Raw genomic sequence first — 13,404 nt, 5'->3', positions numbered from 1 at the left:
CCGGCTCTGGTCAACCCACCGCCCGCGCGCACGCTACGGTGGTCCGGCCGAACCCTTCGGCATCAATCCCGCGTACGACGAGGTGGGGGCAGAGCAGCGCCATGGCACAGGGCACGGTCCAGGTGACGCACACCGGCACCTCGCGGTGGCGGCGCCGCACAGGTGAGTACACCTCGCTCGCCGCCGCCCTGGAGGCCGCGGCCGACGGGGACGTTCTCACCGTCGCCCCCGGCACCTACCGGGAGAATCTCGTGGTGCAGCGCGCGGTGACGCTGCGCGGTCCCGAGGGCTCCCCCGGCTCGGTGCGGATCGCCCCGGTCGACGGGGTGCCGCTGACCGTGCGCGCCTCCGCGGTCGTCCAGGATCTGCTGGTCGAGGGCCAGGACGCGGCGGCGCCCGCGCTGCTGGTCGAGGAGGGCACCCCGGAGCTGACGGACCTGCGGGTGGTGACCCGGTCCGCGTCCGGGATCGAGGTGCGCGGCGGCGCCCGGCCGACGGTACGGCGGTGCACGGTCGACAATCCGGCGGGCATCGGCATCGCCGTGCTCGACGGCGGGGGCGGGGTGTTCGAGGAGTGCGAGGTGGTCGCGGCCGGTCAGGCCGGGGTCGCCGTACGGGGCGGCGGGCACCCGCGGCTCGACCGCTGCCGGATCCATCACGCCTCGGGCGCCGGACTGAGCGCGACCGGCGAGAACTCCGCGCTGGAGGCGGTCGGCTGCGAGATCTACGAGGTGCGGGGCAGCGGTGTGCAGATCACCGCCCGCGCCACCGCCCATCTCACCGACTGCGATGTGCACCGCACCACCGCCGACGGCGTCACCCTGGACACCGACGCCGTCCTGACCCTGGCGGACTGCCGGATCCACGACATCCCGGAGAACGCGGTCGATCTGCGCTCCCGCTCCGTGCTGACGCTGACCCGGACCAGTGTCCGGCAGTTCGGCCGCAACGGACTGTCGGTGTGGGACCCGGGCACGCGGGTGGACGCCAACCAGTGCGAGATCTTCGACTCCACCGGCGACTACCCGGCGGTGTGGGTCAGCGACGGCGCCACCGCCGTACTGGACTCCTGCCGGGTGCACGACGTGCCGGACGCGCTGTTCGTGCTGGACCGGGGCTCGCGCGCGGATGTCGTGGACAGCGACCTCTCCCAGGTGCGCAATACGGCGGTCTCGGTGAGCGACGGCGCCACCGCGCAGCTCGACGACTGCCGGATCCGGGACGCGGCGACCGGCGCCTGGTTCCGCGACCACGGCAGCGGCGGCACGCTCAGCAACTGCACGGTCACCGGCACCCAGACCGGGGTGATCGTCACCAAGGGCGCCGACCCCACCGTCGAGCGCTGCACGGTCGACTCCCCCGCCGAGGCCGGTTTCTATGTGTCCGCGGGCGGCCGGGGCACCTTCACCGGCTGCCGGGTGACCGGCAGCGGCGGCTACGGCTTCCATGTCATAGACGGCTGCCGTACGACCCTGCGCAAGTGCCGTACGGAGCGGTGCGCGCGCGGCGGGTACGAGTTCGCGGACGCCGGGACGGACGGCGCGGGCGCGGGGCCGGTGGTCGAGGACTGCACCAGTGACGAGAGCGGCGGCATACGGGCCCCGGCGGCGGCCGAGCCGGTGGTCCGGCAGTCGGCGGCGCACACCCCCGGGCTGCTGGGGGCGATCCCCGGCCAGCGCACCGCCGAGCCCGAGCCGTCCCCGGCGCTCGCGCCGCCCGCCGGGCCGGAGCCGCCCTCCCGCACCTCCCAGGCCGTCCTCGGTGAACTGGACGGGCTGGTCGGCCTGGACAGCGTCAAGCGCGAGGTGCGGGCGCTCACCGACATGATCGAGGTCGGGCGGCGCCGTCAGCAGGCCGGTCTCAAGGCGGCCTCCGTCAAGCGGCATCTGGTCTTCACCGGTTCCCCCGGCACCGGCAAGACCACGGTCGCCCGGCTCTACGGCGAGATCCTCGCCTCCCTCGGGGTGCTGGAGAAGGGGCATCTGGTCGAGGTGTCCCGGGTCGATCTGGTCGGCGAGCACATCGGGTCGACGGCGATCCGCACCCAGGAGGCGTTCCAACGCGCGCGGGGCGGGGTGCTGTTCATCGACGAGGCGTACGCGCTGTCGCCGGAGGACGCGGGCCGGGACTTCGGCAAGGAGGCCATCGACACGCTGGTGAAGCTGATGGAGGACCAGCGGGACGCGGTCGTGGTGATCGTCGCGGGCTACACGGCGGAGATGGAGCGGTTCCTGTCGGTCAACCCGGGTGTGGCGTCCCGTTTCTCGCGGACCATCACCTTCGGCGACTACAACCCCGACGAACTGCTGCGGATCGTGGACCAGCAGGCCGAGGAGCACGAGTACCGGCTCGCCGAGGGGGCGCCGGAGGCGCTGCGGACGTACTTCGCCCGGATCCCCAAGGGCCCGGCCTTCGGCAACGGGCGCACCGCCCGGCAGACCTTCGAGGCGATGGTCGAGCGGCACGCGAGCCGGGTGGCGCAGCTCGCCGAGCCCAGCACGGACGATCTGTCGCTGCTGTTCGCGGAGGACCTGCCGGAGCTGCCGTGACGTTCACCGCCGGAGGGGGACCGGTGGACGGAGCGTGAGGTGGCGGGCGGGCGCGGGCGGTACTTGACTGGGATGAGGCCCAGGGCGTGTCCGACGGATCTGCGCGGCGCCGCGACGCCCGGCACGCCCTGGAGGCACCGCCCCGCCGGGAGGCTCCCATGTCCGCGCCCACCGCCCCCTTCGACCCCACCCGCGTGGCACATCTCGGCGGCCGGTTCGCCCCGGTCACCGAGGAGGTCGACGCGGTCGACCTGGAGGTCACCGGGAGCCTGCCCCGCGCGCTGGACGGCGTCTATCTGCGCAACGGCCCCAACCCCCGCTTCACCCCCATCGGCAGCTATCTCTACCCCCTCGACGGCGACGGCATGGTCCACGGGGTGTGGCTGTCCGAGGGCCGCGCCCGCTACCGCAACCGCTTCGTCCGCACCCCCGCGATGCGCGCCGAGGAGCGCGCCGGACACGCCCTGTGGGGCGGCCTGGAGTCCCTGATCACCCCGGACGCCGACGAGGTCGGCGAGGACCTCGCCCACTCCTTCAAGCCGCTGCCCGACATCAATGTCGTCCGGCACGCCGGGCGGCTGCTGGCGCTCGCCGAGTCGGACTGCCCGTTCAAGCTGGGTCCGGACCTGGACACCCTGGGCCGGGAGACGTTCGGCGACCGCCTGCCCGCCGGGATCACCGCCCACCCCAAGACCGACCCGGTGACCGGGGAGATGGCGGTGTTCTGCTACGCGCTGGAGCCGCCGTATCTGACCTGGTCGCTGCTCGGTCCGGACGGCGGGGTGCGGCGCGGTCCCACGGCGGTGCCCGGGGCGGACGAGCCGCAGATGATCCACGACATGGCGCTCACCGAGCGGTATCTGGTCCTGGTGCTCGCCCCGGCCTACTTCGACCTGGACGCCGCCCTGAGCGGGGGCTCCCTCCTCGCCTGGCGGCCCGAGCGCGGCACCCGGGTCGCCCTGATCCCCCGGGACGGCGGCCCGGTGCGCTGGGCGACGGACGAGGCGTTCTGGGTCTGGCACACGGTCAACGCCTATGACGACCCCGCGGGCGGCGGACAGGTCGTCCTGGACTACGTCCAGTGGCCGTCCCTGTCCCTCGGCGACGGGGACGACGGCGGGAGCGGCGGGGCGGGCCGGGCGACGGCCACCGCCCATCACGGGCTGACCCGCGCGGTCCTCGACCCGGCCGCCGGGACCGTACGGCGGACGCAGTTGGACGACTCGCGGGTGGAGTTCCCCCGCGTCGACGACCGGACGCTGTCGCGACCGCACCGGTGGCTGGCGGTCGCCGCGGACAGCGGGCGGGGCCTGGATCTGCTGCCGGGCGAGTTCGACGCCCTGCGCTGGTACGACGTCGGCGGCTCCGGAACCTCGACGCGGCGGTGGAGCGCCGGGGATCTGTCCGTGGGCGAGCCGGTGTTCGCGCCGGTGCCGGGCGCCACGGACGCCGGACACGGCTACTGGCTGACGTTCGCCACCGACCGCACCGACGGCAGCAGCAGACTGCTGATCCTGGACGCCGAGGACCCGACACAGGGCCCGGTCGCCCAGATCCGCATCCCGGTCCGGGTCCCCCTGGGCCTGCACGGGGCGTGGCTGCCCACGGAGGAGTGAGGCAGGGTGGGTCTCTACCGGGCGCCGGGTGGGCCGTAGCGAGCGGCGGGTGGGCCTTAGCGGGCCCGCGGGTGGGACGCAGCGGCCCCGCGGGTGGACCGTAGCGCCCGACGGGTGGGCGGCACCGGCCTGTGAGTGGGCTGCACCGGCCCGCGGGAGGGCCGTAGCGCGCCGGGCGAGCGGCACCGCGCACCAGGGTGCGTCACCCCGCCCGACGGGCGAGCCGCATCGCCCACCGCACGTGCCACCCCGCCCCCCGAGCGCGCCGTACCGCCCATCGGGCGAGCCGCACCCCTCCCGACACGAACCGCACCGCACACCGGACCGGCCACACCCCTCCCGAGACGAACCGCACCGCACACCGGGTGAGCCGCACCGTTCCCGAGGCGAACCGCACCGCACACCGGACCGGCCACACCCCTCCCGAGACGAACCGCACCGCACACCGGGTGAGCCGTAGAACCCGCCGGGCGAGCCGGGAAGCCCGCCGGGTGAGCCGCCCCGCCCGACAAGCGAGCCCCACCCACCGCTGGGCGAGCCCCAGCCCACCCCACGCTTGGCGAGCCCCAGCCCACGCCGGGCGGAGCCCCACCCCGCTCCCACCGGGCCGCCCCGGCCGTCCGGTGGGCCGGTCGGGCGGTCCCGGAGCGGTCGCTGGTGCGGCGGGGCGCGGAGGGCGTGGTCGGGCGGCAGCATGGCCCGGCAGGTCCGGACCGCCGACGCCGCCGACCATCCCTGGGGGACGCTGATGCCGAAGGCGCCGTCACGGCCCGAGGTCACGGGGGCGGTCCGGCGCGCGGTGCGGGTCACGGTCGCGGCGACGGCCGGGTTCTACCCCGCCCAGCATCTGCTGGACCAGCCGGTCGTCGCGGTCTACGCGCTGTTCTCGGCCATCGCCTTCGGCGCGCTCTCGCCGCTGCCCGGCTCCGGCCGTACCCGTGCCCGGACGGTGCTGCGGGCGGTGCCGGCCGCCGTCGCGCTGGTCGTCCTCGGGACGGTGCTGGCGGTGGCGACCTGGGCCGCCGTGGCGGGCATGCTGGCCGTGGCGTTCGTGCTGACGTTCGGCGCGGCGTGCGCGCCCCGGTTCGCGGCCGTCGTGCCCGGCCTCCAGCTCTGCTACATCCTGGCCTGCTTCCCGCCGTACGCGCCCGGCACCGTCCCCGAGCGGCTGGCCGGGCTCGCGGTGGGGGTCGCCGCGCTGGCGCTGTGCGAGGCGCTGCTGCTGCCCGCGCCCCCGCAGCCGTCGTACGCCGACCGGCTGGCCGAGTCGCTGGATCTCGCGGCGCGGGCGGCGCGGCGGCTGACCGGGGCGCCGGGCGCCGACCGGGAGGCGGCGGCGCGGCTGCGGGCCGAGGGCCGGGAGCTGCGGTTCTCGCGGCAGCCCGGGGGGAGCCGCCCCACGGGAGCGGGGCGCCGGGACCGCGCGCTGGCGCAGGCCGGTTCGGCGACCCGGCGACTGCTGGACCAGCTCGCCGCGCTCACCGAACTCCCGCCCGGCCCCGTGGACGTCGCCGCGCAGAGCCTGCTCCGGGGCACGGCCGCGACCTGCGCGGACACGGCGGGGCTGCTGCGGGGGCGGCGCCCGGCGGCGGGGCCGGAGGTGATCGTCGAGATGACGGACCGGTTCCTGGTGGAGCGGGCGCGGCTCGGGCGCTGCCCCGAGGGTGCCCTGCACGCCCTGCTGCGGCGGCGGTCGACGGTGCTGTCCGTCGCCGTCTCGGCGGTGACGGTACGGACCGCCGCCTCCCTCGCGAGCGGGGGCCGCCGCGCGGTGCCGGGGCTGCCGCACGAGCAGTTCTGGTACGCAGCGCTGCCCGCGCGCCGGCTGTGGCTGGTCCGGATCGCCGGGAACCTGACCCGGAACTCGGTGGTGTTCCAGAACGCCGTCCGGACGATGCTGGGGCTGGCGCTGGCCCGGCTGGTGGCGGGGTCGTTCGAGCTGACGCACGGCTTCTGGGTGCTGCTGGCCGTGCTCACCCTGGGGCGCACCACGGCGGGCGCCACCTGGTCCGCCGTCCGCTCGGCGGCCCTCGGCACCCTGCTGGGCGCGGTCGCGGCGGGCGTCCTGGTGATCGGCGCCGGGAACGCGACGGCGGTCTACGCGGTGCTGCTGGTGCCGACGATGCTGCTCGCGTTCTCGGTCGGGCCGGTGGGCGGACCGGCGTGGGCGCAGGGCCTGTTCACGCTGGTGGTGTCGATGGCGTTCGCGCAGCTCGCGCCGGTGACCTGGCGGCTGGCGGAGGCACGGCTGGTGGATGTGCTGACGGGCAGCGCGATCGGGCTGCTGTGCGGGCTGCTGGCCTGGCCGTCGGGGGCGCGGGCGGAGATCCGGCGGGGGGTGGCGGCGCTGCTGCGGACCGCGGGGCCCCTGGTGCGGGCCACGGCGGACGCGGTGACCGGCGCGGGCGGGCGGCGCGGAGAGGTCGCGGCGGGGATGCTGTGGCTGACCCTGCACCGGCTCCAGATCGCCGAGGCGGCGTACGCCCAGTACCGGGCGGAGCCGGTCTCGCACCCGGGTGACGACGACGGCGACGGCCCCGACTGGCTCGCCGCGCTCAACTACGGCTCCCGGGTGCTGATCGGCGCGTACTGGCTGCCGCAGGAGCGGGGCGGCGGTCCCCGGGGGTTCCCGCCGGGGGTGCGGGAGTGGGCGCACGAGACGGCCGGGCGGATCGCGGCGGCGGGGGAACGCGCGGCGGACCACCCGGAGCCGAGGGGGGAGCCGCGGCTGACCCCGCCCCCGCTCCCGTGGTCCGAGGCCCGCGAGGGCCCGGCGACGGCCCTCTCCCAACTGGTCGACATGGAGGTCTGGCTGCACGCCCTGGCGAGGGACCTGGAGACGGCGGGGGCGGGTGCCGGGGGTGGGGCCGGGGGATCGACCGGGGTGGACACCGGGCGCCTGGAGGGCGGGAGACCGCAGGACGGCGGACCGGACGACGCGCAGCCGGACGACGGAAAACCGGCCTGAGGGGGCACGACAGCGGGTTCCGGCCGCGTTCGTGCGCTCATGAGGGCCGCGTTCGTGCGCTCATGAGGGCTGCCCGCGTGCGCTCATGAGGGCTGCTCGACCACGGCGGCGGCCACCACCAGGTCCTGCCATGACATGCCCACACTCTTGAAAAGCCTTGGCCGCAGGGGCTTGACGTGCACCGCTCCGCGTACCAGCTCGGACAAGTTGCCTGCGATCGCCTCGGCACCGATGGCGCCGGAACGCAGAGGGATCAGGATGTCGCCCGCTTCGCTCAGCGCCGCGGCACGGGCGTCGACGACCACTGTGGCCCGGGCGACGAGTCCGGTGTCCACCTCTCGGGCCGTCGGTTCGTGCGACCCGATGGCCGCGACCACCGTGTGGGATGCGATGGCCGCGGCCGGGAACAGGGGCGTACGCGAGGTCGTGCAGCAGGCCACGATGTCGGCGGTCGCGACGGCTTCCGGGGGCACCGCCTCCGCGTCCAGGCCGGTCTTCCGGCAACGCTCGACCAGCTCCGCCGCCCGCTCCGGGCGAGGCGCGACGACACCGACCGAGAGAATGCGGCGCACGGCCCGGATCGCCTCCACGTGACCCCATGCCTGTGGTCCGGCCCCGAAGACGACGAGCCGCTCCGCGTCCGGGACCGCCAGATGGTCCACGGCCACGGCGGACACCGCGGGGGTGCGCAGCAGGGTCAGGGCGGAGCCGTCGATCAGGGCTGTCGGGCGAAGCGTGGCCGCGTCCATCAGGAGATAGGAGGCGATGATGCGCGGCTGCCCGCGGGCGGGGTTGCGGGGGACGACTCCAGCGATCTTCACTCCGGTGTACGAGGCTGTCGTGGAGGGCATCAGCAGCAACTGGCCCGCGTCGACGTCGAGCACGGTGCGGGGGATGTCCGCTTCGGGGTCCAGCCCCGCGCGCAGGGCTTGTTCCACTGCGCGGACGGCTTGGGGCATGGGCAGTCGGCGCGCCAGTTCGTCGGCGTCGATCAGCGGCAGTGCTGTGGGGTTCACGCGCTCAGTTCCTTCAGCACGTGTGAGGTCTTCTCCAGGGCGGCTGCCAGGTGGGCCGGTTCCTGCCCGTAGGTGAACCGCAGGTGGTGCTCGGTGCCGAAGTGGGCGCCGGCGCCGACCAGCACGCCACCGCGGGCGTGCAGTGCCTCGGCGACCTCGGTACTGGACAGGTCCAGGCGGTAGCGGACGAAGGCCAAGGAGGTCGCCTCGGGCGGCACGGCCGACAGCAACTGGTCATGGGAGGCGATCCACTGCTGCATCTGGGTCCAGCTCTCGCGGAGGAAGCCGCGGTAGCGGTTCAGCAGCCGAGTGCGGGTGACGGGAGTGAGCGCCAGTTCCGCGAGGGCCATGGCCGGTCCGGCCGCGGAGACCGTGGTGTACTCGTGCCGTTGGCGGAGCTTCGGCATGAGCGCGGGTGGTGCGATCAGCCAGCCGAGACGCAGACCTGGCATGCCGAATGCCTTGGAGAGGCTGCCGACGCACACGACCCGGTCGTACCGCCCCCAGAACGTGGGGCTGGCCTCCTCGGTGTGGAGTTCGGTGCCGCGGTGCACTTCGTCGGAGAGGATCCAGGCGCCCGAACGGTCCGCGAGGGAGACGATCGCCCGTATCTCCTCCTCGGTGAGGACGGTGCCCGTCGGATTACTGGGGGTGGTCACCGAGATGGCCCGGGTGTCCGGGCGGACCATGTCCGCCAGCGCGTCGATGTCGGGTCGCCAGCCCTGCCGCGGATCCAGTGGGAATTCCTCGACGACGGCGCCCTGGTTGAGGGCGGCACCCCAGACCTGACGGTAGCCGGGTGACATCGTCACCACATGGTCCCCGGGCCGGATGAGGGTCTCCACGGCGACCGTGTTGGCCTCCGCCGCCCCGACCGTGACGATGACCTCCGGGGCGTGGTCCGGGCTCCCGGTGTGCCACTGCGCTATCAGCGCGCGCAACGGGTCGGTGCCGCGGGTGGGGGGGTAGCTCAGCTCGCTGTCGAGAAGCCGGTTCAGGGACTGTTCACTGTCCACGAGATCGCGCAGCCGGATCGGCCGGCAGCCGCTGTCGGCCAGACTGTAGGCGGCCGTGGGTCCCAGTCGCCCCTGCCATTCCAGCAGTTCGAACGGGGTGAAGGTCATGGATGTCCTCACGGATCGAGCGGAATGGAGCGGAATCGAGCGGACTGGAGCGGACTGGAGTGGAATGGAGACGACGCGGGCGCGGCTACTCGGCGCTGTCCACCTTGGCCGGATCACGCTCGACGACCGGGCCGAGGACGGAGTCGATGCGACGCATCAGCGCCGGCTCGATACGGACACCGGCCGCCTTCGCGCTCTCGCCGATCTGCTCCGGCCGGGAGGCTCCCACGATGGCCGCGGCGACGTTCGGGTTCTGGAGCGTCCAGGCGAGGGCGAGCTGTGCCTGGCTCAGGCCCAGTTCCCGGGCGATCGGGGCGAGTTGCTGCACCCGCTCCAGCACCTCGTCCCGCAGGAAGGTCCTCACCCAGCCGGCACCCACCTCGTCCGTGGCCCGCGATCCCGTCGGCGGAGGATGCCCGGGCCGGTACTTGCCGGTGAGCACCCCTTGGGCGAGCGGCGACCAGACGATCTGGCTGAGCCCCTCGCGTGCGCACAGGGGCACGATCTCCTCGTCGATGACACGCCAGAGCATCGAGTACTGGGGCTGGTTGGACACGAACCGGTCCAGGCCCAGTTCGCCGGCGAGTTTCACGGCCTCTGCGATCTGGTCCGCGGTCCACTCCGAGACGCCGATGTAGAGGACCTTGCCCTGCCGGATGAGGTCGTCGAAGGTCTTGAGGGTCTCCTCCAGCGGTGTCCGGTGGTCGAAGCGGTGCGCTTGGTACAGGTCGACGTAGTCGGTGCCGAGCCTCGTCAGCGAGCCGTTGACGGCCTCGGTGATGTGCTTGCGGGACAGGCCGCCGTCGTTCGGTCCGGGGCCGGTCGGGAAGAACACCTTGGTGGAGATCACCAGGGACTCGCGACGCAGGCCGTTCAGTGCCTTGCCGAGTACGGCCTCGGCGGCGGTGCCCGCGTAGACGTCGGCCGTGTCGAACGTGGTGATTCCGGCGTCCAGCGCCGCGTGGACGCACTGGACGGCCCGGTCGTCGTCGATCTGGGCGCCGTGCGTGAGCCAGTTGCCGTAGGCGATCTCGCTGACCTGGAGTCCGCTACGACCCAGTTGCCTGAATTTCATCCGTAGTCCTCATCCTTACTGCCGGCATCCTCACTGCCGGCATCCTCACCGCTGTCGTCCCCGCGCGGAGGCAGGAGTGTGATCCGCACACGGTTGTCGTGGAAGACCGCTCCGCCGCCCATGTCCGCGTCCCGCTCGTCGACCGTGGCGTTCGGGCCGGAGCCGCCGGTCAGCTTGGGCCAGTGGCCCTTGGTCGTCATGGCGACGCCCGGGCGTACGACATCGTCGATCCTGGCCAGAGCCTCGAAGGCGCCCCGGCTGTTGGCCACCTGGACGCGGTCGCCGCTCGCGATGCCGCTCACCACGGCGTCCTTCGGGTGCAGCACGACATACGGCGGTCCGGCCCGGCGGCGCAGCGCGGGCTTGTTCCCGAAGACGGTGTTGAGGAAGAAGTGGTTCGCCACGGAGAGCAGGACGAAGGGGAACGACTGTGCCCGTCGGGTGTCGTGCGGCTCGGTCGCCGGAACGTATCCGGCCACGGCGTCGAAGCCGTCCGCCCGGGCGGTCTCCGACAGGAACTCCAGTTTCCCGCTGGGGGTGGGGAATCCGTCCGCGAAGGGCACATGACCCTTCGGGTAGGAGAGCCGCGCCCATCCTCGGTCGCGCAGTGTGTCCACGGTGATGCCGGCCAGGGACGGGTGCCGGGAGTCGAGGAGCGCGCTCGCCAGTTCCTCGTCGCTGGCGTACAGCGCCGGTTCCGTCAGTTCCATGGCACGGGCCAGGCGCCGGAAGGTCTCGGTCGTGGACAGGCACTCCCCGGGCGGGGCGACCGCCGGTTCGTTCCAGGTGAGGTACAGATGGCCGTAGCCGTCGTGCACGTCCAGGTGCTCGGGCTGCATGGTGGCGGGCAGCACCAGGTCCGCGTAGTCGGCGGTGTCGGTCCGGAAGTGGTCCATGACCACGGTGAAGAGGTCCTCGCGGGCCAGGCCCTGGCGGATGCGGTTCTGGTCCGGGGAACTGGCCACCGGGTTGGCGCCGTAGACGATCAGTGCCTCCACCGGCGGATCGGCCGTCTCCAGCAGCCCTTCGGCCAGCCGCGTCATGGAGAGGCTCCGCACGGGACGGCTCAGCAGGTCGTCCCGGTGGAGGGCCTCGCGGTTGCCGCCGAAGTAGCCGTCGGTCGAGTAGAGCAGACCGCCGCCGGGACGCTGCCAGTCGCCGGTCACGGCGGGCAGGCAGGCCAGCGCCCGCAGTGCCGCGCCACCCCCGGCGTGACGCTGGATGCCCTGCGACACCCGGATGGCGGTGGGCCTGCTGCCGGCGATGCGCCGTCCGAGCCGGACGATCTCCTCCTCGGTCAGCCCCGTCTCCCGTGCCGTGCGCTGCGGGCTGAACTCCAGCACTCTTCTCCGGAACGCTTCCCATCCCACGGTGCGGGTGTCCAGGTACGCCTGGTCCTCGGCACCCTCCTGGAGGACCACGTGCATGAGGCCCAGGGCGAGGGCCGCGTCCGAACCCGGAAGGGGCGCGAGGTGCTCGTCGGCCTGGGCCGCCGTACGGCTGCGGACCGGGTCGATGACGACGACATGCGCACCGTCGCGCCGCGCGCGCTGGATCACCTTCCACAGGTGGTGGTGCGTGGTGAGGGGATTGCTCCCCCACAGCAGGATCAGCCGCGAGTACTCCAGATTCTCCGGGTCGATCCCGGTACTGGTGCCGAGGGTGTACCGGAGTCCGGCGAGACCGGCGATCGAGCAGATCGTCATGTCGTGGCGCGAGGCGCCCAGTACGTTCCAGAGCCTGCTGCCGGCCCGCCCCTGAAGGCCCTGGAGAAACCCGAGGGTTCCGGTGCCCTGGTACGGCCAGATCGCCTCGCCGCCATGGCGTTCGATGGTCTCCGTCAGCCGCCGCGCGATCTCATCGAGGGCACTGTCCCAGCTCACGCGCTCGAACCGGCCCTCGCCCTTGCGGCCGACGCGCCGCAGCGGGTGCAGCAGGCGGTCGGGCGCGCGGGTGTGCTCCAGGAACTGGTTGACCTTCACGCACAAGGTGCCCCGGGTGTAGGGATGGTCGGGGGTGCCGCGCAGCGCGATGGCCTCGCCGTCCTGGACCGTCACTTGCCAGCTACAGCCGTCCGGGCAGTCCAGCGGGCACGCTCCGGGGACCTGCGTGAGACTCATGGGCCCTCCCGTCCGGACGGCCCCGGCGCCGGGCGCAGGGCGGCCAGTTCCGTGCGCAGCGAGGACGAGAGAACGCCCCGCATCACCTCCCGCGCGGTGCCGGTCAGGCTGACCCGGCCGTCCCCCGCCACACTCACCTCGACCTCACCCCCGGGCATACGGACCCTCACCTCCCTGCCGACGAGGCCGCGCGCATGGGCCACGGCCGCCGCGGCGCAGGCGCCGCTCCCCGAAGCGGGCACCCGGCCGGCGGCCCGCTCCCAGACCACCGCCTCCAGTGTGCCGTCGCCGGGTACGCGGACGAACTCCACGTTGGTGCCCTCGGGATAGCGGGCATGCCAGGCCAGAGCGGGGCCCAGGCGCTGAGCGAGTTCCCCGTCGACCCGGTCCCTGAACACGACGGTGTGCGGAACGCCGAGGTGCAGATCGGTGACGGTGACCACCGTGTCCGGCCCCTCACCGGCGAGAGCGAGGGGGACGGCGACGCTGCCGGCGCCGCTGTGTCCGTCGCCCTCCACGGTGGTGAACCGCGGCAGCCCCATGCCCACGCGCACCAGGCCGCCGGCGAAGTCCACGATCCGGACCTCCGCGTCGCCGCCCTTTGTCCGCACCGCGAACGGCTTGCCCGCACGCCACTCCTCGACGTGGTGCTCGGCGAGGTACAGGGCGAACATGCGCAGTCCGTTGCCGCTCATCCCGCATTCGCTGCCGTCCGCGTTGAAGACGCGCAGCGGTACCGGGGTGTCGGGCCCGGGGGGTTCCAGCGGCCCGAGGAGCAGCCCGTCGGCCCCTGCTCCGTAGTGCCGGTCGCAGAGCAGGCGGACGGCCTCGGGGGCGGGCTCGGCGCCGAGGACCGTCTCGCCGCGTCCGGGGTCGACGAGCAGATAGTCGTTGCCCAGCGCCTGGTACTTCACGAAGTCGCCCATGAGCCGACGG

Annotated in this window: 8 protein-coding genes; 3 read left to right on the top strand and 5 right to left on the bottom strand. The window is 73.8% G+C overall.

The window, feature by feature from the left end:
• Nucleotides 1–101 precede the first annotated feature (101 nt).
• From AB0O01_RS31900 to AB0O01_RS31890, 3 genes are all read left to right on the top strand, one after another.
• Nucleotides 102–2,549: a right-handed parallel beta-helix repeat-containing protein gene (locus AB0O01_RS31900; RefSeq protein WP_365318870.1), complete on the top strand. Its 2,448-nt coding sequence runs from the start codon at nucleotides 102–104 to the stop codon at nucleotides 2,547–2,549.
• A 158-nt stretch (nucleotides 2,550–2,707) separates the two neighbouring features.
• Nucleotides 2,708–4,165 carry a carotenoid oxygenase family protein gene (locus AB0O01_RS31895; protein ID WP_365318950.1) on the top strand — a complete coding sequence of 486 codons (1,458 nt, stop codon included), beginning with the start codon at nucleotides 2,708–2,710 and terminating at the stop codon, nucleotides 4,163–4,165.
• A gap of 694 nt (nucleotides 4,166–4,859) precedes the next feature.
• Nucleotides 4,860–7,133 (top strand): FUSC family protein, encoded by a 2,274-nt coding sequence (locus AB0O01_RS31890; protein WP_365318868.1) that lies wholly within the window; start codon nucleotides 4,860–4,862, stop codon nucleotides 7,131–7,133.
• An 83-nt stretch (nucleotides 7,134–7,216) separates the two neighbouring features.
• Here AB0O01_RS31890 and AB0O01_RS31885 read toward each other — a convergent pair whose 3' ends face one another.
• The 5 genes from AB0O01_RS31885 to dapF all read right to left on the bottom strand — a co-directional run bounded on the left by AB0O01_RS31885 (nucleotide 7,217) and on the right by dapF (nucleotide 13,394).
• On the bottom strand, nucleotides 7,217–8,149 hold the full coding sequence (locus AB0O01_RS31885) for an ornithine cyclodeaminase family protein (RefSeq protein ID WP_365318867.1): 933 nt from the start codon (nucleotides 8,147–8,149) through the stop codon (nucleotides 7,217–7,219).
• Nucleotides 8,146–9,273: an aminotransferase class I/II-fold pyridoxal phosphate-dependent enzyme gene (locus tag AB0O01_RS31880; RefSeq protein WP_365318866.1), complete on the bottom strand. Its 1,128-nt coding sequence runs from the start codon at nucleotides 9,271–9,273 to the stop codon at nucleotides 8,146–8,148. The genes AB0O01_RS31885 and AB0O01_RS31880 overlap by 4 nt, the downstream gene beginning before the upstream one ends.
• Nucleotides 9,274–9,358: 85 nt before the next feature.
• Nucleotides 9,359–10,348 carry an aldo/keto reductase family protein gene (locus AB0O01_RS31875; RefSeq protein ID WP_365318864.1) on the bottom strand — a complete coding sequence of 330 codons (990 nt, stop codon included), beginning with the start codon at nucleotides 10,346–10,348 and terminating at the stop codon, nucleotides 9,359–9,361.
• Nucleotides 10,345–12,468, bottom strand: coding sequence for a molybdopterin-dependent oxidoreductase (locus tag AB0O01_RS31870; RefSeq protein WP_365318862.1), 2,124 nt, complete (start codon nucleotides 12,466–12,468; stop codon nucleotides 10,345–10,347). The genes AB0O01_RS31875 and AB0O01_RS31870 overlap by 4 nt, the downstream gene beginning before the upstream one ends.
• Nucleotides 12,465–13,394, bottom strand: a complete 930-nt coding sequence (dapF, locus tag AB0O01_RS31865) for a diaminopimelate epimerase (protein WP_365318860.1) — start codon at nucleotides 13,392–13,394, stop codon at nucleotides 12,465–12,467. The genes AB0O01_RS31870 and dapF overlap by 4 nt, the downstream gene beginning before the upstream one ends.
• Nucleotides 13,395–13,404 lie beyond the last annotated feature (10 nt).

The sequence above is a fragment of the Streptomyces sp. NPDC093252 genome (assembly GCF_040683675.1).
Lineage (GTDB): Bacteria > Actinomycetota > Actinomycetes > Streptomycetales > Streptomycetaceae > Streptomyces.
Note: the sequence above shows the minus strand (reverse complement) of the source record. Positions and strands in the feature narration are given on the sequence as shown.

Excerpts from the sequence above, each read along its gene's own strand:
- AB0O01_RS31895 (WP_365318950.1), top strand. The coding sequence starts at position 2,708 with ATGTCCGCGCCCACCGCCCCCTTCGACCCCACCCGCGTGGCACATCTC.
- dapF (WP_365318860.1), bottom strand. The coding sequence starts at position 13,394 with ATGGGCGACTTCGTGAAGTACCAGGCGCTGGGCAACGACTATCTGCTC.
- AB0O01_RS31900 (WP_365318870.1), top strand. The coding sequence starts at position 102 with ATGGCACAGGGCACGGTCCAGGTGACGCACACCGGCACCTCGCGGTGG.
- AB0O01_RS31875 (WP_365318864.1), bottom strand. The coding sequence starts at position 10,348 with ATGAAATTCAGGCAACTGGGTCGTAGCGGACTCCAGGTCAGCGAGATC.
- AB0O01_RS31870 (WP_365318862.1), bottom strand. The coding sequence starts at position 12,468 with ATGAGTCTCACGCAGGTCCCCGGAGCGTGCCCGCTGGACTGCCCGGAC.
- AB0O01_RS31890 (WP_365318868.1), top strand. The coding sequence starts at position 4,860 with ATGGCCCGGCAGGTCCGGACCGCCGACGCCGCCGACCATCCCTGGGGG.
- AB0O01_RS31880 (WP_365318866.1), bottom strand. The coding sequence starts at position 9,273 with ATGACCTTCACCCCGTTCGAACTGCTGGAATGGCAGGGGCGACTGGGA.